Annotated in this window: 24 protein-coding genes; 21 read left to right on the top strand and 3 right to left on the bottom strand. The window is 62.9% G+C overall.

What is annotated here, in order from left to right; all coding sequences use genetic code 11:
* The first annotated feature begins 98 nt into the window (after window positions 1-98).
* The 10 genes from WA904_RS20290 to WA904_RS20245 all read left to right on the top strand — a co-directional run bounded on the left by WA904_RS20290 (window position 99) and on the right by WA904_RS20245 (window position 11,394).
* On the top strand, window positions 99-968 hold the full coding sequence (locus tag WA904_RS20290; protein WP_425198939.1) for a CheR family methyltransferase: 870 nt from the start codon (window positions 99-101) through the stop codon (window positions 966-968).
* On the top strand, window positions 968-1,624 hold the full coding sequence (gene cheD / locus WA904_RS20285; RefSeq protein ID WP_425198938.1) for a chemoreceptor glutamine deamidase CheD: 657 nt from the start codon (window positions 968-970) through the stop codon (window positions 1,622-1,624). Before WA904_RS20290 ends, cheD begins: the two co-directional genes overlap by 1 nt.
* Window positions 1,621-2,703, top strand: a complete 1,083-nt coding sequence (locus tag WA904_RS20280) for a protein-glutamate methylesterase/protein-glutamine glutaminase (RefSeq protein ID WP_425198937.1) — start codon at window positions 1,621-1,623, stop codon at window positions 2,701-2,703. The genes cheD and WA904_RS20280 overlap by 4 nt, the downstream gene beginning before the upstream one ends.
* A 79-nt stretch (window positions 2,704-2,782) precedes the next feature.
* Window positions 2,783-3,181: a chemotaxis response regulator CheY gene (gene cheY / locus WA904_RS20275; protein WP_425198936.1), complete on the top strand. Its 399-nt coding sequence runs from the start codon at window positions 2,783-2,785 to the stop codon at window positions 3,179-3,181.
* 1 nt (window position 3,182) lies between these two features.
* Entirely contained in the window at window positions 3,183-3,824 is a 642-nt protein-coding gene (gene cheZ / locus WA904_RS20270; RefSeq protein WP_425198935.1) for a protein phosphatase CheZ, read from the top strand.
* Between the two features lie 446 nt (window positions 3,825-4,270).
* On the top strand, window positions 4,271-5,413 hold the full coding sequence (flhB, locus tag WA904_RS20265; RefSeq protein WP_425198934.1) for a flagellar biosynthesis protein FlhB: 1,143 nt from the start codon (window positions 4,271-4,273) through the stop codon (window positions 5,411-5,413).
* Window positions 5,410-7,497, top strand: a complete 2,088-nt coding sequence (gene flhA / locus WA904_RS20260; RefSeq protein WP_425198933.1) for a flagellar biosynthesis protein FlhA — start codon at window positions 5,410-5,412, stop codon at window positions 7,495-7,497. Before flhB ends, flhA begins: the two co-directional genes overlap by 4 nt.
* Window positions 7,498-7,505: 8 nt before the next feature.
* Window positions 7,506-9,890 (top strand): flagellar biosynthesis protein FlhF, encoded by a 2,385-nt coding sequence (gene flhF, locus WA904_RS20255; RefSeq protein WP_425198932.1) that lies wholly within the window; start codon window positions 7,506-7,508, stop codon window positions 9,888-9,890.
* Window positions 9,891-9,899: 9 nt separating this feature from the next.
* Window positions 9,900-10,604 (top strand): hypothetical protein, encoded by a 705-nt coding sequence (locus WA904_RS20250; RefSeq protein WP_425198931.1) that lies wholly within the window; start codon window positions 9,900-9,902, stop codon window positions 10,602-10,604.
* Window positions 10,605-10,650: 46 nt separating this feature from the next.
* Window positions 10,651-11,394, top strand: coding sequence for an RNA polymerase sigma factor FliA (locus WA904_RS20245; protein ID WP_425198930.1), 744 nt, complete (start codon window positions 10,651-10,653; stop codon window positions 11,392-11,394).
* 153 nt (window positions 11,395-11,547) lie between these two features.
* Here WA904_RS20245 and WA904_RS20240 read toward each other — a convergent pair whose 3' ends face one another.
* The 3 genes from WA904_RS20240 to flgA form a co-directional block, all read right to left on the bottom strand.
* Window positions 11,548-12,006 carry a flagella synthesis protein FlgN gene (locus WA904_RS20240; protein ID WP_425198929.1) on the bottom strand — a complete coding sequence of 153 codons (459 nt, stop codon included), beginning with the start codon at window positions 12,004-12,006 and terminating at the stop codon, window positions 11,548-11,550.
* On the bottom strand, window positions 12,003-12,302 hold the full coding sequence (gene flgM / locus WA904_RS20235) for a flagellar biosynthesis anti-sigma factor FlgM (protein ID WP_425198928.1): 300 nt from the start codon (window positions 12,300-12,302) through the stop codon (window positions 12,003-12,005). Before flgM ends, WA904_RS20240 begins: the two co-directional genes overlap by 4 nt.
* Window positions 12,303-12,385: 83 nt before the next feature.
* Window positions 12,386-12,979 carry a flagellar basal body P-ring formation chaperone FlgA gene (flgA, locus tag WA904_RS20230; RefSeq protein ID WP_425198927.1) on the bottom strand — a complete coding sequence of 198 codons (594 nt, stop codon included), beginning with the start codon at window positions 12,977-12,979 and terminating at the stop codon, window positions 12,386-12,388.
* 406 nt (window positions 12,980-13,385) lie between these two features.
* Between flgA and flgB the strand changes: the two genes are divergently transcribed.
* The 11 genes from flgB to WA904_RS20175 form a co-directional block, all read left to right on the top strand.
* Window positions 13,386-13,790, top strand: coding sequence for a flagellar basal body rod protein FlgB (gene flgB / locus WA904_RS20225; RefSeq protein WP_425198926.1), 405 nt, complete (start codon window positions 13,386-13,388; stop codon window positions 13,788-13,790).
* A 20-nt stretch (window positions 13,791-13,810) separates the two neighbouring features.
* Complete coding sequence (gene flgC, locus WA904_RS20220; protein ID WP_425198925.1) at window positions 13,811-14,227, top strand: flagellar basal body rod protein FlgC; 417 nt, start codon at window positions 13,811-13,813, stop codon at window positions 14,225-14,227.
* Window positions 14,228-14,264: 37 nt separating this feature from the next.
* Window positions 14,265-14,930 (top strand): flagellar hook assembly protein FlgD, encoded by a 666-nt coding sequence (locus tag WA904_RS20215; protein WP_425198924.1) that lies wholly within the window; start codon window positions 14,265-14,267, stop codon window positions 14,928-14,930.
* A 60-nt stretch (window positions 14,931-14,990) separates the two neighbouring features.
* Window positions 14,991-16,277, top strand: coding sequence for a flagellar hook protein FlgE (gene flgE, locus WA904_RS20210; protein WP_425198923.1), 1,287 nt, complete (start codon window positions 14,991-14,993; stop codon window positions 16,275-16,277).
* Between the two features lie 39 nt (window positions 16,278-16,316).
* The gene (locus WA904_RS20205; RefSeq protein ID WP_425198922.1) at window positions 16,317-17,060 is read left to right on the top strand and encodes a flagellar basal body rod protein FlgF; all 744 of its coding nucleotides are present in this window, start codon (window positions 16,317-16,319) and stop codon (window positions 17,058-17,060) included.
* A 66-nt stretch (window positions 17,061-17,126) separates the two neighbouring features.
* The gene (flgG, locus tag WA904_RS20200; protein ID WP_425198921.1) at window positions 17,127-17,909 is read left to right on the top strand and encodes a flagellar basal-body rod protein FlgG; all 783 of its coding nucleotides are present in this window, start codon (window positions 17,127-17,129) and stop codon (window positions 17,907-17,909) included.
* Entirely contained in the window at window positions 17,909-18,604 is a 696-nt protein-coding gene (locus WA904_RS20195) for a flagellar basal body L-ring protein FlgH (RefSeq protein ID WP_425198920.1), read from the top strand. The genes flgG and WA904_RS20195 overlap by 1 nt, the downstream gene beginning before the upstream one ends.
* A 44-nt stretch (window positions 18,605-18,648) precedes the next feature.
* A complete protein-coding gene (locus WA904_RS20190) occupies window positions 18,649-19,761 on the top strand; it encodes a flagellar basal body P-ring protein FlgI (protein ID WP_425198946.1) in 1,113 nt (370 codons plus the stop codon).
* 4 nt (window positions 19,762-19,765) lie between these two features.
* On the top strand, window positions 19,766-20,755 hold the full coding sequence (gene flgJ, locus WA904_RS20185) for a flagellar assembly peptidoglycan hydrolase FlgJ (protein WP_425198919.1): 990 nt from the start codon (window positions 19,766-19,768) through the stop codon (window positions 20,753-20,755).
* A gap of 188 nt (window positions 20,756-20,943) precedes the next feature.
* A complete protein-coding gene (locus WA904_RS20180; protein ID WP_425198918.1) occupies window positions 20,944-21,465 on the top strand; it encodes a chemotaxis protein CheW in 522 nt (173 codons plus the stop codon).
* 192 nt (window positions 21,466-21,657) lie between these two features.
* Window positions 21,658-23,051 (top strand): Cache 3/Cache 2 fusion domain-containing protein (locus tag WA904_RS20175; RefSeq protein ID WP_425198917.1); only part of this gene is annotated, 1,394 nt, incomplete at its 3' end.

The raw sequence follows: 23,051 nt of genomic DNA, 5'->3' as shown, positions 1-23,051 counted from the left end.
CCGTGCTTTTCGGCGCATGGCGAGGACCTTGCGCTGTGTACATTGAAGCGTGTGCATGACCCGGAGGAGCCAGCGCCTGCATGCCACGAAACAAAACCATGACTACCACACCGTACATCGCAGCGACCTCCTCAGTGGGACCGGACTTCCTTCTCACTGACCATGATTTTTCGAAGATACGGACACTGATCCATCAGCGTGCGGGCATTGCGCTGGGCGCGCAGAAGCGGCAAATGGTCTACAGCCGCCTGGCGCGGCGCCTGCGGGAACTCAGGATGAAGGAGTTCTCCGCCTATCTGAGCTTTCTGGAAGCAGACCCCCACAGCGACGAATGGGAACTGTTCACCAACGCGCTGACCACCAACCTGACTTCGTTTTTCCGCGAGGCGCACCATTTCCCTGTGCTGGCAGAGCATGTGCGGCGCTGCGACCAGCCGGTCAGCGTCTGGTGTTCCGCCGCGTCCACGGGCGAGGAGCCCTATTCGATCGCCATGACGCTGATCGAAGCCCTGGGCAACCGTGCGGGTTCGGCCAGTGTGGTGGCCACCGACATCGACACGCAGGTGCTGGCCAAGGGGGCGGCCGGCGTTTTCACCATGGACCAGGTCAGCAAGCTGTCGCCCGAACGGTTGAAGCGGTTTTTCCTCAAGGGCTCGGGCGCGCAGGCTGGCAAGGTCAGGATACGGCCTGAAGTGGCCGCGATGGTGAAGTTCTCGCAGCTTAATCTGCTGGATCCGCGCTGGGCGCTGAAGGATCCGTTCGACGCCATTTTCTGCCGCAACGTCATGATTTATTTTGACAAACCCACGCAGCACAAGATCCTGCAGCGTTTTGCGCCGCTGATGAAGCCGCACGGACTGCTGTTTGCCGGACACTCCGAGAATTTCTCATTTGCCAGTCAGATACTGCGGCTGCGCGGTCAGACGGTTTATGAACTGGCAGCCGGTCCGGCGAAAGAGCCCGCGTGATGGCAGGAGACATGGAATCGGTTGCCAGCCACCACTACTTCGACCGCGAGTTTGGCGTCGAGGCCGTCAAGCTCCTGCCCGGCGAATATTACGTCACCGCCAAGGACATGGTGCTGACGACGGTGCTGGGTTCGTGCGTGTCCGCCTGCCTGCGTGACACCACCGCCGGCATTGGCGGCATGAACCACTTCATGCTCCCGGACGATTCGGACCCGGCTTCCCGTGATCCGGCCGCGGCCATGCGCTACGGCGCTTACGCCATGGAGATGCTGCTCAATGAGCTCATCAAGGCCGGCGCCAGGCGCGAGCGGCTCGAGGCCAAGGTCTTCGGCGGCGGCGCCGTGCTGGCCAACATGACCATGCTCAATATCGGCGAACGCAATGCCAATTTCGTGCTGCGTTACCTGCAGCTGGAGCAGGTTCGCATCGCGGCGCAGGACCTGCGGGGCGATCTTCCTCGCCGCATCAATTACTTTCCCGCTAGCGGCCGGGTGACCGTGCGAAAGCTGGTCAAGCAGAACGATGTCCTGCTGGTGCAGAAGGACGAACTGGCACTGGCCGGGACGTTAGCGAAGAAACAGGAGCGCCCGCGCGTGGAGCTTTTCAACACGGACGTCCTGCGCGGAAACAACAACCGGAACAAGTGGGCCTTATGAGCACGAAAAAGATCAGGGTCCTGTGCGTGGATGATTCGGCGCTGATACGCAGCCTGATGACCGAGATCATCAACAGCCAGCCGGATATGACCGTGGTTGCCACCGCCTCCGATCCGCTGGTTGCCCGCGACCTGGTCAAGCAGCACAACCCGGACGTGATGACGCTGGACGTCGAAATGCCGCGCATGGACGGGCTGGAGTTCCTTGAAAAACTGATGCGCCTGCGGCCCATGCCGGTCGTGATGGTGTCGTCGCTCACGGAGCGGGGCTCGGAAGCGGCGCTGCGTGCCCTGGAGCTGGGCGCGATTGACTTTGTCACCAAGCCGCGTCTGGGCATACGTGACGGCTTGCTGGCTTATACCGACCTGATTGCCGGCAAGATCCGTGTGGCGGCGGCGGCGCGGATACTGCCCGCCAAACGCGCGGCGGCCGGCGTGGGGCCTGCACCGGCAGAGGCGCCACTGCTGCGCAGCCCCCTTCTGAGCACCGAAAAACTGATCATCATTGGCGCTTCCACCGGCGGAACGGAGGCAATCCGGGAACTGTTGCAACCGCTGCCGCCGGACAGCCCGGGAATCATGATTGCGCAGCACATGCCGGCCGGTTTCACCCATTCCTTTGCGCAGCGCCTGCACGGCCTGTGTCGCATCGCCGTGTCGGAAGCCGTGCACGGCGAGAGGATATTGCCCGGTCATGCCTACATCGCACCCGGCGGATTTCACCTGTCGCTGGCGCGCAGTGGTGCCAACTATGTGGCCATCGTGGACCAGGCGCCCCCGGTCAACCGGCACCGGCCCTCCATTGACGTGCTGTTCGACTCTGCGGCCCAGCATGCGGGGAAAAATGCCATCGGTGTGATCCTGACCGGCATGGGTCGCGATGGCGCGGAAGGCCTGCTGCGCATGCGTCAGGCCGGTGCCTACACACTGGCCCAGGACGAAGCCAGCTGTGTGGTGTTTGGCATGCCGCGCGAAGCCATCGCCCTCGGGGCTGCGGACGAGGTGGTTGCCATGCCGGAAATGAGCCAGCGGGTGATGGCCCACCTGAGGTCCTTTGGTGAGCGGGCCAACCGTGTGTGAGGCGAGGAGAAAAAATTTGCCGGGTGGCGGGAATCCACCGGCCAGTGGTTTGTGTTGTTAGTCAAATTCTGGAGTTCACGTGGTAGATAAAAACATCAAAATTCTGGTCGTGGATGACTTCCCGACCATGCGCAGGATTGTCCGCAACCTGCTCAAGGAACTGGAGTTCGTCAATGTCGACGAAGCTGAAGACGGCGCGGTCGGGCTGGAGAAGATCAGGACCGGCAACTACGGTTTTGTCGTCTCCGACTGGAACATGCCGAACATGGACGGCCTGGCCATGCTGCTGGCTATTCGCGCCGATCCCCAGCTGGCCAAGCTGCCGGTCCTGATGGTGACCGCGGAAGCCAAAAAGGAAAACATCATTGCCGCTGCCCAGGCCGGCGCCAATGGGTACGTCGTCAAGCCGTTCACGGCTGTGACGCTTGAGGAAAAAATCACCAAGATCTTTGAAAAGATCGCGAAAGAAGGTGCGTGACATGGCGCAGGAAGCACTGTCACAGCCGGTGGCCGGCGATTCCGCCGAGCAGCTGGTCAACCGCATCGGGCATTTGACGCGCCAGATGCGCGAAGGCATGCGGGAGCTGGGCCTGGACAAGAGCATTGCCCGGGCTGCAGAAGCCATTCCGGATGCACGAGACCGTCTCGGCTATGTGGCCCAGATGACCGAACGTGCCGCCGAACGGGCGCTCAATGCCGTTGACGCCGCCCAGCCCATCCAGGAGCAGCTGTCGCGCCAGGCCCAGGCGCTGAACCACCGCTGGGATGCCTGGTTTGCCGAGCCCGTGGAACTCGACCAGGCGCGCGAGCTGGTGATCGATACGCGCAGCTATCTGCTGGATGTTCCGAAACAGGCCAGCGCCACCAACGCCCAGTTGATCGAGATCATGATGGCTCAGGACTTCCAGGACCTGACCGGCCAGGTCATCAAGAAAATGATGGACGTCATCAAGGACATGGAAACACAGCTGCTGCAGCTGCTGATCGACAATGCACCGGCGGAGAAACGCAACGAAACCGGTGCCGGCCTGCTCAACGGCCCGCAAACCAAGTCGGGCAACCTCGACGCCGTCGACGACCAGAGCCAGGTCGATGATCTCCTGGCCAGCCTGGGGTTTTAGTGGCCTGTAACGCTGAAACCGGAAGTCGCTGCCCACGCGATACGTGGCACGCTGCGGCGTTGCAAATGCGCGCGGTGCCTCGGGCATCGCTGTGTTTTGCGCCTTGCATCGCACCCCGTCTCACGCGTTCCTCGCCTCCCATTTCAACGTCACAGGCCACCAGTAGGCTGAATCAATGAAATTCACTGTCACTCGACCGCCCCTCGCCGCGCCATGCGGCGTTGCAAATGCGCGCCGGGCCTGCGGGCCCGCCTGTGCTTTGCGCCTTGCCTCGCACGCCGCTGGGCAGCCGCTTGCCAGCGATTTCACCGGTTCAGCCTACTAGGACGCCCTGATTGGCCAAGAAGCAGGTCTATTTACGGCTTGTTTGGCCTATCACTGCAGGGTCGTCGCCTTAATAATCTCTGGAACAGGGCGCTTGTTGCGCCCGGCGCTCCGGAGCATTGATGGCGGAAGAAAGTGATCTTGAAAAAACCGAACCCGCCTCGCCCAGGCGGCTCGAAAAGGCGCATGAAGAAGGCCAGGTGGCGCGCTCGCGCGAACTGGTCACCTTTGTGATGCTGACCACAGCTGTTGCCGCACTGTGGGCCATGGGTGAGGTGATGGGAGGCCATTTTGGCAGCGCCATGCGCAATGGCCTGCAGTTTGAACGGGCCTCTGCATTCGACGCCTCGCACATGATGGTGCAAGCGGGAACGGCGATACTGCACGCCTTGCAGGCCCTGATGCCGCTGCTGGTCCTGATGCTGGTGGCTGCGCTGGTTGCCCCCATGATGCTGGGGGGCTGGCTGCTGTCCGGCAAGTCGCTGGCACCCAAATTTTCCAAGCTCAACCCGGTGGCCGGCATCAGCCGCATGTTCTCCGCCGAGTCCCTGGCCGAGCTGCTCAAAACGATCGTGAAATCGCTGCTGATCGGCGGTGTGGCCTGGTGGGTTCTCTCCGGCAAGCTGCCGGCCATCATGGGCTTGATGAACGAGCCGGTGACTTCAGCGTTGCCGCATACCCTGAAGCTGGTGGTGGTCTGCTGCACCTTGATCATCGCCTCGCTGCTGCTGGTGGCGGGCATTGATGTGCCTTACCAGCTCTGGAGCCATGCCCGCAAGCTGCGCATGTCGCGTGAGGACCTGAGGCAGGAGCAGAAGGAGAGCGATGGCGACCCCCAGGTCAAGGCGCAGATCAGGCGCCAGCAACAGCAGATGGCCAAGCGCCGCATGATGGCCGAAGTGCCCAAGGCCGACATCATCGTGACCAACCCGACCCACTATGCCGTTGCGCTCAAGTACCTTGACAAGGAAATGCGTGCACCCCGCGTGATCGCCAAGGGCGCCGACCTGGTGGCCCTGCGCATCCGTGCCATGGCCGAAGAAAACAGGATTCCCATTCTCGAAGCACCACCGCTTACGCGTGCCCTGTACCGCCACACCCAGCTGGGCCAGGAAATCCCGGTGGCGCTGTATGCGGCGGTGGCCGAGGTTCTCGCCTGGGCTTACCAGCTGCAGCGCCTGCACAGCGAAGGCGGTGAGGCGCCGCGCACGCCGCAGAACCTGCCGGTGCCTGACTCGCTCGATCCCGCAGGGAGTCCTGCATGACCGGGCTGACCGCGATGTCCCGCATGCGCCAGGCCATGCTCATGGGCGGCAGCGGCAAGGGCCTGGTGGGCCCGGTCCTGATCATCCTGATTCTCAGCATGATGGTCCTGCCCCTGCCGCCGTTTTTGCTGGACCTGCTGTTCACCTTCAACATTGCGCTGTCCATCATGGTGCTGCTGGTGAGCATGTACACCATGAAGGCGCTGGATTTTGCGGCCTTTCCCGCCGTCCTGCTGTTCACGACACTGCTGCGCTTGTCGCTCAACGTGGCCTCCACCCGCGTGGTGCTGATGGAAGGGCATACCGGGCCGGACGCTGCCGGCAAGGTGATCGAGGCCTTCGGTCACTTTCTGGTCGGTGGCAATTTTGCTGTCGGCGTCATGGTGTTCATCATCCTGGTGGTGATCAATTTCATGGTCATCACCAAAGGCGCGGGCCGGATTGCAGAAGTCGGTGCCCGCTTTACGCTGGACGCGATGCCGGGCAAGCAGATGGCCATTGATGCCGACCTCAATGCTGGCCTGATCGGTGAAGACGTGGCACGCAAACGCCGCGCCGAAGTGGCGCAGGAGGCTGATTTTTACGGTTCCATGGATGGCGCCAGCAAGTTCGTCCGCGGCGACGCGGTGGCAGGCCTGCTCATTCTGGTGATCAATATCGTGGGCGGCCTGATCGTCGGAGTGGCCCAGCACGACCTCAGCTTCGCCGAGGCCGGGACCACCTACACACTGCTGGCCATCGGCGATGGCCTGGTCGCGCAGATTCCCGCGCTGGTGATTTCCACGGCGGCGGGTGTGATCGTCTCGCGCGTCACGACCGACGAGGACGTGGGTGGGCAACTGACCGGCCAGCTTTTCGCGAACCCGAAAGTACTGTTCCTGACCGCGGGTGTCATCGGCCTGATGGGCCTGATTCCGGGCATGCCGAACCTGGCTTTCCTGATCATTGCCGGCGGCCTGATCTGGTTCGGCCGGCGTGTGATGGGCAAGGTCGGCGCTGTTGATCCGGCGGCTTCCGCGCCGCCCCCCGCGCCGGTAGCGACGGAGTCGCAGGACGCCACCTGGGATGACGTGACGCTGGTCGATCCCCTCGGGCTGGAAGTGGGCTACCGGCTGATCTCGCTGGTCGACAGCGCGCAAAACGGCGAACTGCTGGGGCGCATCAAGAGCATCCGCAAGAAGTTCGCACAGGACATCGGTTTCCTGGTGCCGGTCGTGCATATCCGGGACAACCTTGAAATCAAGCCGAACGCCTATGTCGTCAAACTGAAGGGTGTGCAGATCGGCCAGGGTGAGGCATTGCCCGGCCAGTGGATGGCCATCAATCCGGGGCAGGTCAGTGCAACGCTGCCCGGAACGCAGACACAGGACCCCGCGTTTGGCCTGCCGGCAATCTGGATCGATGCCAGCCTGCGCGAGCAGGCGCAGATCTACGGCTACACCGTGGTGGATGCGAGCACCGTGGTGGCGACGCACCTGAATCACCTCATCCATGCCCATGCGGCGGAATTGCTGGGACGCCAGGAAGTCCAGCAACTGCTGGACCGGATCGGCAAGGAGTCGCCCATGCTGATCGAGGGGCTGGTTCCCAAGACGCTGTCGCTCACGACCGTGCAGAAGGTCCTGCAGAACCTGCTGGACGAAGGCGTGTCGATCCGGGACATGCGCACCATTCTTGATGTGCTCGCGGAGAACGCGCCTGCCGTGACCGACACCACGGAATTGACTTCCCTGATCCGGCTGGCACTGGGACGGTCCATCGTGCAGCAGATTTTTCCGGGCAACGAAGAGCTGCAGGTGATTGGCCTGGATGGTTCGCTGGACCGCGTGCTGCTGCAGGCCCTGACCAACAGCAACGGGCTGGAGCCGGGACTGGCCGACAGCCTGCTGCGGGAGGCCCAGGCGGCCATGGCCCGCCAGGCGCAGCTGGGCCTGACGCCTGTGCTGGTGGTCCAGCATCCGCTGCGCGTGCTGCTGGCCCGTTTCCTGCGCCGCAGCCTGCCGCAGCTCAAGGTGCTTTCCCACGCTGAAATACCCGACACCCGCACCATCAAAGTCACCTGCACCATTGGAGGCAAAGCTTGAATACCCGTATGGAAACCAATACAGACAGCTGCAGGGTGGTGGCCCCCTCTAGCCGCGAAGCGCTCCGCCTCGTGCGGGAAAAACTGGGACCCGAAGCCATCGTCCTGTCGAACAGGGTCACGGCCGAAGGCGTGGAGATCGTGGCTGCGCTGGAGCGGGCCATCACTGCCATGACGGTTGCAGCGGCGCAGACGGGCGTTGCCCTCCCGGCGCCGGTAGAAAGCCTGCCGGCCGCCAGGGTGCCGTCCCTGCCTGTGGTCCCCAGTGACGGTGATGCCGTCCTGCGGGAAATCCATTCGATGCGCGGCATGATCGAGGAGCAACTGGCCGGCATGGCGTGGAACGAGGCGCAAAGGCGTGATCCGGTGCGGGGCCACCTGCTGCGCACCCTGCTGGGCGCGGGCTTCAGCGCACGCCTGGCCAAGGACTTGCTGGCCAACCTGCCTACCGGCCAGAGTTACGCCAACGGGCTGGCCTATGTCAAGTCTGCGCTCGAGGGCCAGTTGCCCCTGCTGGAAAACGAAGACGCCCTGATGGACGAGGGCGGTGTCTATGCGCTGATGGGCCCGACCGGTGTCGGCAAGACCACCACCACCGCCAAACTGGCTGCGCGATGCGTCATGCGTTTCGGCCCGGAAAAACTGGCGCTGGTCACCACCGACAGCTACCGGATCGGCGCCTATGAACAGCTTCGCATCTATGGCCAGATCCTGGGTGTCTCGGTGCATGCCGTGAAGGATGCCGTTGACCTGGAGCTGGTGCTGGCTGACCTGCGCGACAAACACATGGTGCTGATTGACACGGTCGGCATGAGCCAGCGCGACCGCGCTGTCTCAGACCAGATTGCCATGCTGTGCAGTGCCAGCCGGCCGGTCAAACGGCTGCTGCTGCTCAATGCTTCCAGCCATGGGGACACGCTCAATGAAGTTGTGCAGGCCTATCGCCACGGGGAGGGCGCTGCGGGGGCCGGGGACCTGGTGGGCTGCATTTTCACCAAGGTGGATGAAGCCACGCACCCCGGCGTGCTGCTGGACATGGCTATCCGGCACCAGTTGCCCGTGCACTACATCTCCAGCGGCCAGAAAGTGCCGGAGCACCTGGCGCTGTGCGACCGCAGACTGCTGGTGGACAGCGTGTTTCAGGCCAAAAGCGCCAGTGCGCTGTTTGTGCCGGGCGAAGCCCATCTGGATGAGCGGCCGGTGGCGCTGCGCAACGACCAGGAACTGCTTGCTGCGGAGGCCGTCAGCGAGCGCCTGCGTTCGCAGTGCCAGCAACTGATACGCGCGCTCACCCACAACGCCCGGGAGCTGACCTCCAATGCGGCTGCGCTGTCTGCCGGACGGATCGGCTTCGATGAAACCCGCGCCTTCTGGCGCAGGCTTTCCGATGAGCATGCCGGCCAGGCGGAGATAGCCCGGGACCTGCAGTTGCAGGCTGGCACGGATGCCGCTGCTGCGTGCGGGCGCTACGTGCTGCTGCTGGCCGGGGAGACCCGGCTTCCCGGGAAGAAAAACACGGAGTCTGCTGTGCACCGCAGCGCAGTACTGCTGTCGGACCGGACGGGGCTGCCTTTTGCCGCCGTGCACGAGGTGCCGGCCTATCCCGCACTGGCAGGCTCGCTTGCGCAGAATCGTTTTGCAAAACCCATCGTCCATCTGCTGGCATGCACACCGGAGCCGGGCCTGATCGCCGAATGGCAAAACGCAGGCCTGCACTGGGCGGCCTGCACGACGGCCACCCTGCGCGTGACAGCTGCCGGCAGCGGGACGGCGGGAACGCTGGCCAAGCTGGCGGCCGTGGTGCCTTTCAGCACGGCGCAACCATTTCTGTTTCGGGGGAAAGCTGCACTGCAGTCGGTTGCGGACGTGATGGTCAGGCTGCGCGTGGGTACCGGGGACGGCGCGGCCGGCGGGCCGGACAACGCCGCGCCTCTGCGCTGCGTGATCAGGCGCGTGGTGGACGCGGAAAGCGGGAAACCGCTGGCACACAGCTACCTGCTCGCCAGCGCCGGCGTCCGGGCAACGGCCCTGCAGATGGCGCAGTGGCCGGGCTGGCGGCTGGCCGCAGAGCCTCACTTCAAACTGTTTGGCCAGACCCTGGCGCAGCTCGCGGAGGCGGGCGCTGCCGGCGAGGCGGCCGGGCAGAAACGCCTGCTGGTCGGCGGCCAGGTTTGCACCACCGTGCTTCGCCTGCAGCGGGCGCCACAACCCTGGGCCGAGACGGCACGGCAGGTATTGGCGCAGCTGGCAGGGCATGCAGGCCGTGCGGGCCGTTCGGTGTCCGGTCCTGTTCTGCTGGAAGGCCTGGGTAAATTCCTTGTGCTGCTGGATGCGCTCGAAACCGATGCAGCGGCAGCGTCGTGCCGGCCGCATGCGGCCGCGGCGCAGGGTTGAGGGGTGGGCGTGAGAAAAGCGGTGACCGACCAGGCTGATGGTTTGCGACGCCTGATGGCCGCAACGCCCGGAAAACGGGTGGCCGTGGTTGGCTGTGAAGGCCTGGGCGTGGCGGGTTTCACGCGCAACCTCGCGGCCGCGCTGGTACAGGAAGGCAAGGATGTGCTGCTGATCGATGAGCGCGACGCTGTGCAGCCAGCCGGCATTCAGGGCGACGGGCGCTTGCTGCTGGTCCATGCCGAGCTCGACCCGCACGGCGCCTTGTCGCCATGGGCAGCCCGGTCCGATCACATCCTGGTAGTGCTGCAGGCCCGCGCGGCCTCCATCAAGGCGTCATATGCCTGCATCAAGGGACTTCATCACGCCCATGCCCTGCAGCGTTTGCGGGTGCTGGTGGAGGGGGCGGCCGATGCCGCCGAAGCGCAGCGCATCCTGGCCAATCTTGCCGAGGCCGGCTGGCGCTACCTGTCGCTTGCGCTGGAGCCCGCCGGCTGGGTGAGGGCTGATCCGCATCTGGCCAGGGCGCAGCGGCTCAACGCCACTGTCGTTGATGCATTCGGGAGCAGCCCAGCGGCCCAGGACTACCGGCAGGTCGCCTCCGGTCTGCTCCAGTGGCCGCAGCCCAGGACGCTGGAACGTGGACGTTTGCCGGCAGCTGAAGCCCCGACCGGCCGGCAGGTGGCGTTTGCACCCTGCATGCACGCGCTGAACTGATGCCAATTCAATGAGCCGATCCCCAAGAAAGCAGGAGTAGTCTTCCATGTACACATCCCAGGGAAAGATGGCCGGGTCGGAACCCACCGACTTGCTCAAGGAATATGCACCGCTGGTGCGGCGCCTGGCCTTGCAACTGATTGCCAAGCTGCCGGCCAATGTCGACCTCGACGACCTGATCCAGGCGGGCATGATGGGTTTGCTCGATGCCGGCACACGCTACCAGGACGACCAGGGCGCGAAGTTCGAAACCTACGCCAGCCAGCGCATTCGCGGCGCCATGCTCGATGAGCTTCGCGCCAACGACTGGGTATCGCGCGGCCTGCGGCAGTCCTCTCGCAGCGTGGCGAAGGCTGTGCATGCCCAGGAGCAGAAGCTGGGGCGGGCACCGAATGAAGGGGAAATCGCCCAGGAGCTGCAGTTGCCGCTAGAGGCCTACCAGCAACTGCTGCAGGAAATTCATGGCTGCCAGCTGGTGTATTACGAGGACTTCGACCGGAACGAACAGGAAAACAGCTTTCTGGACCAGCAGGCACGCGGTGAAAGCGGGGCACGGGGCGACAGCAATGGCCCCCTGGACCAACTGCTTGAAAGTGGACTGCGGCACCGGCTGGTCGAGGCGATCGAAGCGATTCCCGAGCGCGAGCGTTTATTGCTCAGTCTTTATTACGAGCAGGAGCTGAACCTGCGGGAGATCGGTGCGGTGTTGGAGGTCAGCCAGTCGCGCGTATGCCAGTTGCATAGCCAGGTGATCAGCCGCCTGCGTGCCTTGCTCGCAGAACATCTGTAAGGCGGTTAGTGGCGGCCTGACAGTTTCGGGGCTTTCTCCTGTCCGGCCATTCCAGCCCGCAGGCGTCACCGGCCGGTTGAGGCTGGCTGTTCTTTGGCGTAAAGGGAAATTCAGGCCACCGGCGTCTTCCTGCCGGCGCGACGCGCATCGGTTCTAGCCGATGGCGAGCCGGTTGCCGCTGGCGGCACCTGCATGGTGGCTGCCGTCCGGTCCATACAGCAGCTGGCCCCTGGCCTGCAGGAAACTGATGGATTGCCGGGTGAAATCCAGATGGGTGTGGATCATCACGCCATTGCGATGGTTGTGTTCGCGGGCCATCGAAGCGCGTTCCCGCAGGCTGGACCAGGCCGTTTGCAGGGCTTCGCCGCCGGCCGCAACGCAGGCATCAGCGCCGGCACGATCAGCCGCATAACCCATGGCGACTTGCGCCTGCTCGCGCTCGCGCGTCAGCTGCATGATCTGCTCGGCCAGCACCGACTTGCGTTCGGCGAGCGCAGGCAGGGCGGAAAAGTCACCCCCGGTCATGGCTTGCGCCTCCATCTCCAGCAGCTCGAGGAAGTCCCCGGTGGCGGCGTGCTCCCGGGCCAGATGGTGGAGGAACGCAGTACTCATGGAGCTTTCGAATTGAGCAGGTCCCGTACGGAAGCCAGGAGACCGTCGGCAATTTTGCCGGTGTTCACCTGGTAACGGCCGGCACTGATGCTCTCGCGGATCTCGGCAACGCGGGCCGCGTCGAAATCCCCTTGGATGGAGGGCAAAAGCGGCGTCGGCGAAAGCGGCTGTGCCTGACCCGCGGCAGCAGGGTTCACGGGGGCCGTTGAACCGGCATTGACGCTGTTCCTGGACACCGCCGGTGCCGAACTGCCGGTTGCCGGCTTCAAAAAAGTGACGTTTTGATTGATTTTCATGATGTTTTCCTCAAGGGATCTCACCGTTTAACGGCAGCCTGGTTTGAAACTTTAGGGTTACCGGGCAAATAATCCAAAAAAAGTCAGAGAGACCGTTCCACCACGCCGTTTGGCCGGACGATTCCGCTGAGCAACTGGCCGCCTTGCATTTTGACCTGAACCAGGGAACCGAGGGCGGCGTCCGACATGGCCTTGCCTTCGGCGCTGACCACAAAGCCTGCCCCCCGGGAGATCACCTTGATGTTCTGTCCTTGCTGCACCAGCAGCACACCGCGCAACAACTCCCGGCGGATCGGCGCGCCGGAAGCGATCCCGTTCGACGCGGTCATGCCTGCCAGTTGAGAGGGGTCGACCACCACACTGGCCGGCAAGGTGGTGAGGTCGCCCTCGCGCAGCGCGATGTCGGCCGGTGTCAGCACCTGGCCGGCGCTGATGGCCCGCGCGGCGACATGGTAGTTTCCCTTCACCGCAATGTAGGCGGGTACATATCGCGTCCACGGCGAGCCCGACATGCAGCGCACGCCGACCGACACACGGCCCCACAGCCGGGCTCGGCCCGGTAAAAAAGGTTCCAGTGTTTCACAGGGCGGCAGCTCACCCGACAGCGGTGTGTCGATGGAAATCTCCACCTTCCCGGGAAGCCCTGTCGTCTGGCTGGACAGGAATTTTTCGATCACGGGGCGCGCGCTTCCGGATAGCGGCGCAGGCAGTCGTCCGGCGCTATGTGCCGGCAAAGTGACGGCAGAGAGGAGGGCCAACACCAGCAGCGGCGCGGCAGCTGTGGTCCTCCATCTCAACAGCGTGTGGTGTGTCGGCAGGCAGGGGGGTGTCTCATGGCGCATGGAAACATTCTAGGCAGCACGGCCGGGCCGGAAAGACCGGAATTGCGGTGCAATTCCGGTGCTGTTCTGTTGATTGGGCCTGGTGCGTTCAAAAGCTGCTTTTTTGCAGCAGGGGAACGTTGAATTGGCGCTTGAAATCCCGTCTGTTCCGCTGATTGCCGGCGGGAGGCCTGCCTAAAATAATTTTCATCAAAGCCGTCTGGGTAGCCAGGCATCGCCACTTCAAACGATGGGGAAACAAATGATCGACAAGCTGGATTCATCGCTCCGCTTCCATCAGGAGGCACTCAACCTGCGGGCCAGGCGGCAAGAAGTTCTCTCAACCAACATTGCGCATGCGGACACGCCCAATTTCAAGGCGCGTGACTTCGATTTCAGTAGCGCGTTGACACAGGCTGTCGATCGTGGCAGGCAGGCACAGTCCCTGTCCATGGCGGGCACCTCGTCACGGCACATCGCCGGCCAGGCGCAAGCCGGAACGGAAGCAGAGCTGATGTACCGCACGCCCAACCAGTCCAGCATCGATGGCAACACCGTCGAGATGGATGTCGAGCGGGTCAACTTTGCCGACAACGCCATGCGTTACGAGGCGAACCTGACGGTGCTCAGTTCCAAGATCAAATCCCTGCTGTCAGCGATCCAGTAATCACCAGGCGGACCTTTTCCATGCCATTTTCCAGCCCCTCGCTCAGCATCTTCGACATCGCCGGTTCCGCCATGACGGCGCAGTCGCAGCGCATGAACACCACCGCCAGCAACATGGCAAACGCGGACAGCGTCTCCGGTCCGGATGGCCAGCCCTACCGAGCCCGCCAGGTGGTGTTCGAGGTGGACTCTGCGGACGGCCAGTCCACAGGCCGGGTCAAGGTGGCGCGTGTCATTGAGGACAACTCCCCGATGCGCATGATGCATGACCCGAAAAACCCATTGGCCAATGCAGACGGTTATGTCGCCATGCCCAACGTCAATGTCGTTGAGGAGATGGTCAACATGATCTCGGCTTCGCGCTCCTACCAGGCCAACGTCGAGGTGCTCAACACGGCCAAGTCGCTGATGCTGAAAACCCTGACGATTGGCCAGTAAGTTCCACACCCATGTTATTTCACCAGGAGATTTTTAAATGGCTGTGAATGCACCTGCCGCATCCGACGCTACCAGCACGCTGGGCGCGCTGACATCGCCGACGGCTTCCAGCGCGGACAGTGAACAGCGCTTCCTCAAGCTGCTGGTTACGCAACTGAACAACCAGGATCCCCTCAATCCCCTGGACAACGCGCAGCTGACGTCGCAGCTGGCGCAGATGAGCACCGTCAGCGGAATCGAAAAGCTCAACAGCGCATTTCAGTCGCTGCTGGCCCAGAGCGGGTCCAGCCAGGTGCTGCAATCGGCGGCCCTGATCGGCCGCACGGTGCTGGTTCCTGGGACCGAACTCACGCTGGCGCAGGGTGCCGACATTCCATTCGCCGTCGAGGTGCCTGCCGCCGCCGACTCGGTCAAGGTCACGATCACCAATGCGGCAGGGGACACGGTTCGCAGTTTTGACCTGGGCGCTTTGCCGCAGGGCACCAAGACGCTGTCATGGGACGGCAAAAGCGACAACGGGACGCAGCTTGCAGACGGTGTTTACAAGGTCAAGGTAGAGGCGCTGAGCGGAGGCGATAAAGCCGCGGCGGGAACGCTGACCTACGCCAAGGTGACCAGTGTTGCGCAGGGTGTTTCCGGCGTGTCGCTGGATCTGGATTCCGGCGAGAAGGCGGGCTTCGGTGATATCAGGCTGATTCTCTGAGTCGGTTTCGGTGCCGGCTGTTTTTATCTAACGTCAATCAAGACAAACGAAGGAAATATCATGGGTTTTGCACAAGGGGTGAGTGGTCTGAATGCGGCAGCCAGCAATCTGGATGTCATCGGCAACAACATTGCCAACTCAGGAACGGTGGGCTTCAAGTCGGGCAGTGTGCAGTTCTCCGACGTTTATGCGGGTTCGCGGGCAGGGTTGGGAACCCAGGTTTCCGGTGTTTTCCAGAATTTCAGCTCGGGTTCGGTGCAAACCAGCACACGGGCGCTGGATGTCGCCATTGTGGATGGCGAAGGATTTTTCCGGCTGGCCAGTCCCGGCGGCGAAATCGCCTATTCGCGCAACGGCCAGTTCGATGTCGACAAGGACGGCTTCATTGTCAATGCCAGCGGCTTGAGATTGACAGGTTTTCAGGTGGCAGCCAACGGCACGATTGCCGGTGGCAGCCCGACGGCGTTGCAGTTGCCCACGGGCGCCATGCCTCCGGCGGCCACACAAAGTGTCACGGCCCAGTTCATCATCGATGCCCGCGAAACCATTCCGGCGACCACGCCCTTCGATGCCAACAACTCGGCAAGCTACAACTATTCCAACACGGTCACGGTGTTTGATTCGCTGGGCAACTCCCATGAGCTGTCGACTTTTTTTGTGAAGACGGGCATCAATGCCTGGGACACCTACGCCACCGCCGATGGTTACCCCCTGACGGCAGCCGGTGCCATGGTTGCACCGCCGACAGCTGCCGGCCCACCGCTGGTGGCCAACAGCGTTGCACTGGCGAGCGGCAAACTGGGGTTCGACGGCAACGGCCTTCTGACCACCGTCGCGCCAACCACGCTGGTGGGCGGCAAGATGTCCCTGGCGGGTCTGGATTTCGCCAACGGGTCCAACTCCATGACTTTCACGGTCGACCTGACAGGCACGACCCAGGTTGGTTCCCCGAGCGATGTCAAGAAGCTGACGCAGGACGGCTACAAGGCCGGCCAGCTGAGCTCGTTTGCCATCAACCAGGACGGCAGCATCACGGGCAAGTATTCCAACGAGCAAAGCAAGGCGCTGGGGCAGGTGGTGCTGTCTTCATTCGTGAACCCGAACGGGCTGGAGCCCAAAGGTGACAACGTCTGGGCCGAAACGGCGGCATCGGGCCAACCCCTGACAGGCACGCCGGGCGCCGGTACCAAACTGGGCGCATTGATCGGCGGTGCGCTGGAGGCTTCCAACGTTGACCTGACCGCTGAACTGGTCAACCTGATCATCGCCCAGCGTACCTACCAGGCCAATGCCCAGACCGTCAAGACGCAGGACCAGGTGGTCCAGGCCCTGATGAACATGCGCTGATACGGCGCATAGCAGCTTCACGCAAGGCAAGGAAAAATCATGGATCGAATGATCTACATCGGCATGGGTGGCGCCAAGCAGGCCATGGAGCAGCAGGCTGCCGTTGCCAACAACATGGCCAACGTGTCGACACCGGGCTTTCGTGCGCAGATCAATAACTACCGCGCGGTTCCTGTGGTCGGCGATGAAATGGCCACCCGTGCCATGGTGGTCGCCACGACACAAGGGGCCGACATGCGCTCCGGTCCGCTGGTACAGACGGGCCGTTCGCTGGATGTTGCCGTGCGCGGGGATGGCTGGCTGACGGTACAGACGCCCGATGGCGGAGAAGCCTACACCCGTGTCGGAAATCTCCAGGTGGGCGCGGAAGGGCAGTTGCTGACCATGGACTCCCTGCCCCTGCTGGGCGATGCGGGTCCGGTGGTGGTGCCGCCCGGCTCGTCATTGACGGTGGCTGCTGACGGCGTGATCACCGCGCTGGGCGCGGGCGATCCGGCGGTCGGTGCTTCGGAGGTGGGGCGCCTGAAGCTGGTCAACCCGGCTGTCAGCGAGCTGGTACGCGGCGACGATGGCCTGTTCCGGATGCAGGCCGGTGTGGCCGCTCCACCGGCCGACCCCGGCGTGCGGCTGCTCTCCGGAACGCTTGAGGGAAGCAACGTCAACGCCGTGGAGGCCATGGTGGACATGATTGCCAATGCACGCCGCTTCGAGATGCAGATGAAGACCCTGCAGACAGCTGAAAGCAACGACCAGCAAGCCAACAAGCTGCTGGCCCACGGCTGATTTCCGGTCAGCTGCATCCTGTTTTGACATGAACACGGCCTCGGCCATTTTCCAGGAGTTTTTTTCATGATTCGTTCCCTTGCCATTGCCAAGACAGGTCTCGACGCCCAGCAAATGCAGCTCGATGTGGTCTCCAACAACCTGGCCAACGTAGGTACCACAGGCTTCAAGCGCAGCCGGGCCGTGTTCGAGGACCTGATGTACCAGAACCTTCGCCAGAGCGGCGGCCAGACTTCCGACCAGACCCGCATGCCCTCCGGGCTGCAATTGGGGACCGGCGTGCGGGTGGTGGCCACCGAGCGTATTCACACACAAGGCAATCCGACAAAAACAGAGAACCCGAAAGATGTGGCCATCAATGGCGGTGGCTTCTTTCAGGTCCTGATGCCGGACGGTACGACGGCATACACCCGTGACGGTTCCTTCCAGTCTGACCAGAGCGGGCAGTTGGTGACCGCCAGCGGGTTTCCGTTGCAACCGGCCATCACACTGCCGCAGAACACCACCAGCATGACCATAGGCCGCGATGGCACGGTGTCGGTGACCCAGGCCGGCAGCACGGCCAGCGTGCAGGTCGGCCAGATCCAGCTGGCAACCTTTCTCAATCCAGCCGGCCTGCAAAGCAATGGCGAGAACCTCTATGTGGAAACCGATGCATCTGGCGGCGCCAACGAGACCGCGCCCGGCCAGAACGGCGCCGGCATTCTCAACCAGGGTTATGTCGAGTCGTCGAACGTCAATGTCGTCGAGGAGCTGGTCAACATGATTCAGACCCAGCGCGCGTATGAAATCAACAGCAAGGCTGTCCAGACCTCCGACCAGATGCTTGCGCGCCTGGCACAGCTGTGATGGGTTATCCCCTGGGTCGCTGTCTTGCCGGCTGGCTGCTTCTTGGGGCCGGCCTGGTGCTGGGCGGCTGCGCGCAGATCCCGCGCGAACCGCTGGTGCACCAGCCCATGACGTCGCGCGCGGATGCCCAGGTGCGACCGGCGGCACCCGTGAACGGAGCGATCTACCGCACAGGTTTCGGCGCGCAGGCCCTGTTCGAAGACCGGCGGCCACGTTACGTGGGAGACATCCTGACCATCCTGGTCAGCGAGAACGTGAACGCCAGCAAGAATTCGGCAGCCAATGCCAGCCGTAACGGAAGCGCGAGCGTGGAACTCGGCCTGATCCCCAAGATTTTCAGCGGCCTGATTTCCAGCACGCAGAATGCCGATGCCGGCGGAAAAAACATCATGAGCGCCAAGGGCGGTGCCAATGCCGCGAACACCTTCAACGGCGTGATCACTGTTACTGTCGTTGAAGTGCTTCCCAACGGCAACCTCATCGTCAGCGGGGAAAAGCAGATGCTGATCAACCAGGGCACGGAGTTCATCCGCTTTTCGGGTGTGGTGAATCCGCGCACGGTCAGCGCCAACAACACCGTGCCTTCCACACAGGTGGCAGACGCCCGGATCGAATACAGCGCCAAGGGCTACATCGATGAGGCCCAGACCATGGGCTGGCTCCAGCGTATTTTCCTCAACGTGCTGCCATTCTGACCATGCAAACACTCTCCTTTCCCTCCCTTCCTGGCGGCCGGACCATGCGACCGGTTATTTCTTCCGGCCTCAAGCTGTGCCTGCTTCTGGCTTCCCTGCTGGCCTTGCCGTCTCAGGCGGAGCGGCTGAAGGACCTGGCCAGCATCCAGGGCGTGCGCGACAACCCGCTGATAGGGTATGGGCTGATGGTGGGGCTGGACGGCAGTGGTGACCAGACCATGCAGACGCCGTTCACCACCCAGAGCCTGAACAACATGCTGGGGCAGCTTGGCATCACCATTCCGCCCGGCACCAACATGCAGCTGAAAAACGTGGCAGCGGTGATGGTCACGGCTTCCCTGCCTGCCTTCGTGCGGCCCGGGCAGACCATCGATATCACCGTGTCGTCCATGGGCAATGCCAAGAGCCTGCGCGGCGGCACCCTGCTCATGACCCCCCTGAAAGGAGCGGATGGCCAGGTTTACGCGCTGGCCCAGGGGAACATGGTCATCGGCGGCGCCGGCGCGTCGGGCGGTGGCAGCCAGGTCAAGGTGAACCAGCTCAGTTCCGGGCGAATTCCCGCAGGCGCGATTGTGGAGCGCGCGGTGGATTCTCCCTTGGGAGGGGACGGTACCTTCATGCTGGAGCTCAACACCACGGATTTCGGTACCGCGCAAAGGGCCGTGGATGCGATCAACCGCAATCTGGGGCCAGGCACGGCCAATGCCCTCGATGCCCGCGTGATCCAGGTCAATGCACCGGCCAGGCCGGAAGAGCGGGTAGGTTTCCTGGCTCGCCTCGAGAGTATCGATATTGCACCTTCGCAAGGCATAGCCAAGGTGGTCATCAACGCACGCACCGGCTCGGTCGTGATGAACCAGGCCGTCAGGATCCAGGATTGCGCGGTGGCGCATGGCAACCTGACTGTGGTGATCAATACCGAGCCCGTTATCAGCCAGCCCAATCCGCTGGCCGGCGGCAGCACTGTTGTGGCGCAACGTTCACAGATCGAACTCAACCAGGGCGGCGGTGCGTTGCAGGTGGTGCGCGGCGGCGCTTCGCTGGCCGATGTGATCAAGGGCCTCAATACCCTGGGCGCCAATCCGCAGGATTTGCTGTCGATCCTGCAGGCCATGAAAGCGGTCGGCGCCCTGCGCGCCGAACTCGAGATTATTTAAGTCCATGAGCAGCCCAGGTTTTCCCGCCTCCGCAAGCCTGACACCCTCTGCCGGCGTCCTCGACCAGCGCCTGTCGCTGGATGTGCAGGGCGTTGACGCCCTGCGGCGTACCGTGCGCTCTTCTCCGCAGGAGGGCATGAAGCAGGCGTCCAAGCAGTTCGAGGTGATGTTCATGCAGATGGTGCTCAAGAGCATGCGTGATGCGACACCGGCAGAAGGCATGTTCGGCAGCCAGCAGGAAAAAATGTACACCTCGATGCTGGATCAGCAACTGGCACAAAACTTGTCTGGCCGCGGACTGGGCCTGGCCGAGGCCATGTTTGCGCAGCTCAACCGCACAGCCGGAGGGGAGGGGGCCAGCACAACAGCCGTCGCCGTGCCGGCCGACAAGTTGCTTGGTGCGCCCGCTGCCGTGGCCCCGAAAGCGGCATCCGTGTTCGAGGCCGGGAAGCCTGCATCCGCCTCCTTCAGCCAGAAACCGGACCTGACCGTGTACGAGACGGCCACCGCCCAGGCGTCGCTGAGCAGGAGTGTTTTGCCTCAGGCCCATGTGGAGCAGTTCGTCTCGCGCATGTTGCCTGCCGCAGAGCGCGCCAGCCAGGCCAGCGGAGTTCCGGCGCAACTGATCATGGCGCAGGCAGCGCTGGAGTCCGGCTGGGGCCGGCGCGAGATACGGAAGGAGGACGGCAGTTCCAGCTTCAATGTGTTCGGCATCAAGGCCGACAGGAGCTGGAAGGGCCCCGTGGCTGAAAGCACCACCACTGAATACGTGAACGGCGCTGCGCAGAAAACCAGGGCCAGTTTTCGGGCCTATGGCTCCTATGAAGAGGCCTTCACGGACTACGCCCGGTTCCTGACTACCAACCCGCGTTATGCCAACGTGTTGGCCACCGACAACCCGGCCGAGGCTGCGCACGGCCTGCAGCGCGCCGGGTATGCAACCGACCCGGCTTACGGCGGAAAACTGGTTCGCATCATGCAGCAGATGTCGTGAGCACTGCATGAACGCATGGATTCACACCATCGGGACGGAACTCATACGCATGACTGCCTCTGTAAACCCGATGCACCCTAAAGTTTTACTGCATCTGGCCGTTAATAGGTGCAGGGCACCTGTATTTGCCATTATTTCCCGGCGAGCCACGTACCAGGCACGCCACTCACCTGACTAAAGGAGTGTTCATGCACGCAACCACAAGCCATTCCCATTCAACGGTTTCCTCCGCTGCGCCCCATGGCGCGCCTGCAGTGAAGGCGCTGGAATTTCTCGCGTTCACCCTCGGCGAAGAAGAATATGGGATCGATATCCAGAAAGTTCAGGAACTGCGCGGCTACGACACCGTGACACGGATTGCCAACGCGCCCGAGCATATCAAGGGCGTGGTCAACCTGCGGGGCATCATCGTGCCCATCATCGACATGCGCATCAAGTTCAATCTCGGCACGCCCACCTATGACCAGTTCACGGTCGTGATCATCCTCAACATCGCCAGCCGTGTCATGGGCATGGTGGTCGATAGCGTTTCCGATGTGATCACCCTGAGCCCCGAGCAGGTCAGGCCTGCACCCGAGATGGGCTCAGTGCTCGACACCGACTACCTGATCGGGCTGGGCACGCTGGATGAACGCATGCTGATCCTGGTCGATATCGACAAGCTCATGTCCTCGGCCGAAATGGGGTTGATCGAAAAACTGGCTTCGTGAGTTCAGTCCCGGAAATCGAATCGTCGCGCCTCTGCCATCGGAAAGTACGGCTGGTGAGTGGGAAGGGTTTTGAGGCTGACCAATTCATGACGACTTTTTCGCACGCCAGTTTCCACGGAGCCCCGCGCATGAAGCGGTCGCTGACGGGAACGGGCACGCCGGCTGTTGCAACAACTGTTTAAAGGAACGCTCATGTACGCAACCATCAGCCAAGCCCATCCCCTGGCTGCGGCCGTGATGCGCTCCGGCGTTTCTGCCGCGGCCCCGGTGCAGCGTGCAGCCCCCCGGTCTTTCAGGTCGCTGACGCATACCCTGGCCATCGCCGGTACTGCAGCCCTCTTGATCGGGACCCTGAGTGTTCTCGGCATTTTTTTCGCGCTCGCCTATCCACACCAGCAAGCCAGTGCGGCTCAGTATGCCGAAGCCAAAGCAGCCGCCATTGCCCAGTCGATTGATGTGTTCGATCAGACGATGCGGCTGACGGCTGAAAACGCATTTGGTGGTTTTCGCAAGCAGTTTGGTCCGACGCTGGCCCTGGTCGATGAAGCTTCCGGGAAGCTGACGAATTACGGCGGTCCGCTCAATGACAGCCCCACGGAGGTCGACAGCTTTGCCCGTGACTTCGCTGGAGGCAATGCGACGGTATTCGTGGTTCGAGGCGAAGATTTCCAGCGGATCACCACGTCGGTCAAGAAGGAAAATGGCGAACGTGCCGTGGGAACCCTGCTGGACCGGAAAAGTCCCGCCTATGCAGAATTGCGCGCAGGACGCAAGTTTGTTGGGCGAACCAGGCTGTTCGGCCGGCCCTTCATGACAGTTTATGAGCCGGTCCGCGACGAAGCAGGACGTGTGGTCGGCGTGCTCTACATCGGCCTGGACATTTCGAGGCAGGAGACTTTCCTGCGCGAGGCCGTGGGCAAGAGCAGGATTTTCGAAACCGGCGGTCTTTATGTTATCGATCCCCGCGGTGGCACGGCCAATGCGATGCTGGTGTTTCATCCTGCAGCGGCGGGAAAAAAGCTGGCAGACGTGTTGCCCGGGCGCGCGGAGGCGTGGCTTGCGGCCCTGGTGGGTGCCGGCTCCCTGCGGATTGCCCATGCGCCGGCTGTGCTGGCTCCGGACAGCGGCACGGACCGATTTGCAAGTGTTGCCAGGAGCCAGGAGACCGGCTGGCTGGTTGTCGCGGAAGTACCGGAGTCGGAAGCCCTGTTGGCCTTGTACCGGCAGATCGCCTGGCTCAGTGGGTTCATCCTTGTGGCGGCCGTGGTGATCGGACTCGCCGCGATGGTATTTATCCGCCGCACCGTCCAGCCCTTGGGGCTGTTGAGCCAGCACGTGCAGGCGATCGGGCAGGGAGATTTGTCCCAGTCGCTGGACTCGGCACGCCGCGATGAGATAGGGGTCATCACCCGCGCGACGGAGGCCATGCGACAGGGGCTGGTGCAGATCGTCGGCAACGTCCGCCAGGGCACAGACACCATCGCCACCGCCTCCAGCCAGATTGCTGCCGGCAACCACGACCTGTCCTCCCGCACCGAGCAGCAGGCCAGCTCCCTGGAAGAGACCGCCGCCTCCATGGAAGAACT

Origin of the sequence: Polaromonas sp., from assembly GCF_049790275.1 — a bacterium.
Classification (GTDB): domain Bacteria; phylum Pseudomonadota; class Gammaproteobacteria; order Burkholderiales; family Burkholderiaceae_C; genus Polaromonas.
Note: the sequence above shows the minus strand (reverse complement) of the source record. Positions and strands in the feature narration are given on the sequence as shown.

What these genes read in the sequence shown, in the direction of transcription:
- cheD (WP_425198938.1), top strand. Translation starts at nt 968, where the DNA reads ATGGCAGGAGACATGGAATCGGTTGCCAGCCACCACTACTTCGACCGC.
- WA904_RS20240 (WP_425198929.1), bottom strand. Translation starts at nt 12,006, where the DNA reads ATGAGTACTGCGTTCCTCCACCATCTGGCCCGGGAGCACGCCGCCACC.
- flhA (WP_425198933.1), top strand. Translation starts at nt 5,410, where the DNA reads ATGACCGGGCTGACCGCGATGTCCCGCATGCGCCAGGCCATGCTCATG.
- flgM (WP_425198928.1), bottom strand. Translation starts at nt 12,302, where the DNA reads ATGAAAATCAATCAAAACGTCACTTTTTTGAAGCCGGCAACCGGCAGT.
- flgB (WP_425198926.1), top strand. Translation starts at nt 13,386, where the DNA reads ATGATCGACAAGCTGGATTCATCGCTCCGCTTCCATCAGGAGGCACTC.
- flgE (WP_425198923.1), top strand. Translation starts at nt 14,991, where the DNA reads ATGGGTTTTGCACAAGGGGTGAGTGGTCTGAATGCGGCAGCCAGCAAT.
- WA904_RS20195 (WP_425198920.1), top strand. Translation starts at nt 17,909, where the DNA reads ATGGGTTATCCCCTGGGTCGCTGTCTTGCCGGCTGGCTGCTTCTTGGG.
- flgG (WP_425198921.1), top strand. Translation starts at nt 17,127, where the DNA reads ATGATTCGTTCCCTTGCCATTGCCAAGACAGGTCTCGACGCCCAGCAA.
- WA904_RS20245 (WP_425198930.1), top strand. Translation starts at nt 10,651, where the DNA reads ATGTACACATCCCAGGGAAAGATGGCCGGGTCGGAACCCACCGACTTG.
- WA904_RS20190 (WP_425198946.1), top strand. Translation starts at nt 18,649, where the DNA reads ATGCGACCGGTTATTTCTTCCGGCCTCAAGCTGTGCCTGCTTCTGGCT.
- WA904_RS20215 (WP_425198924.1), top strand. Translation starts at nt 14,265, where the DNA reads ATGGCTGTGAATGCACCTGCCGCATCCGACGCTACCAGCACGCTGGGC.
- flhF (WP_425198932.1), top strand. Translation starts at nt 7,506, where the DNA reads ATGGAAACCAATACAGACAGCTGCAGGGTGGTGGCCCCCTCTAGCCGC.
- WA904_RS20205 (WP_425198922.1), top strand. Translation starts at nt 16,317, where the DNA reads ATGGATCGAATGATCTACATCGGCATGGGTGGCGCCAAGCAGGCCATG.
- WA904_RS20290 (WP_425198939.1), top strand. Translation starts at nt 99, where the DNA reads ATGACTACCACACCGTACATCGCAGCGACCTCCTCAGTGGGACCGGAC.
- WA904_RS20180 (WP_425198918.1), top strand. Translation starts at nt 20,944, where the DNA reads ATGCACGCAACCACAAGCCATTCCCATTCAACGGTTTCCTCCGCTGCG.
- flgC (WP_425198925.1), top strand. Translation starts at nt 13,811, where the DNA reads ATGCCATTTTCCAGCCCCTCGCTCAGCATCTTCGACATCGCCGGTTCC.
- flgJ (WP_425198919.1), top strand. Translation starts at nt 19,766, where the DNA reads ATGAGCAGCCCAGGTTTTCCCGCCTCCGCAAGCCTGACACCCTCTGCC.
- WA904_RS20280 (WP_425198937.1), top strand. Translation starts at nt 1,621, where the DNA reads ATGAGCACGAAAAAGATCAGGGTCCTGTGCGTGGATGATTCGGCGCTG.
- flhB (WP_425198934.1), top strand. Translation starts at nt 4,271, where the DNA reads ATGGCGGAAGAAAGTGATCTTGAAAAAACCGAACCCGCCTCGCCCAGG.
- cheZ (WP_425198935.1), top strand. Translation starts at nt 3,183, where the DNA reads ATGGCGCAGGAAGCACTGTCACAGCCGGTGGCCGGCGATTCCGCCGAG.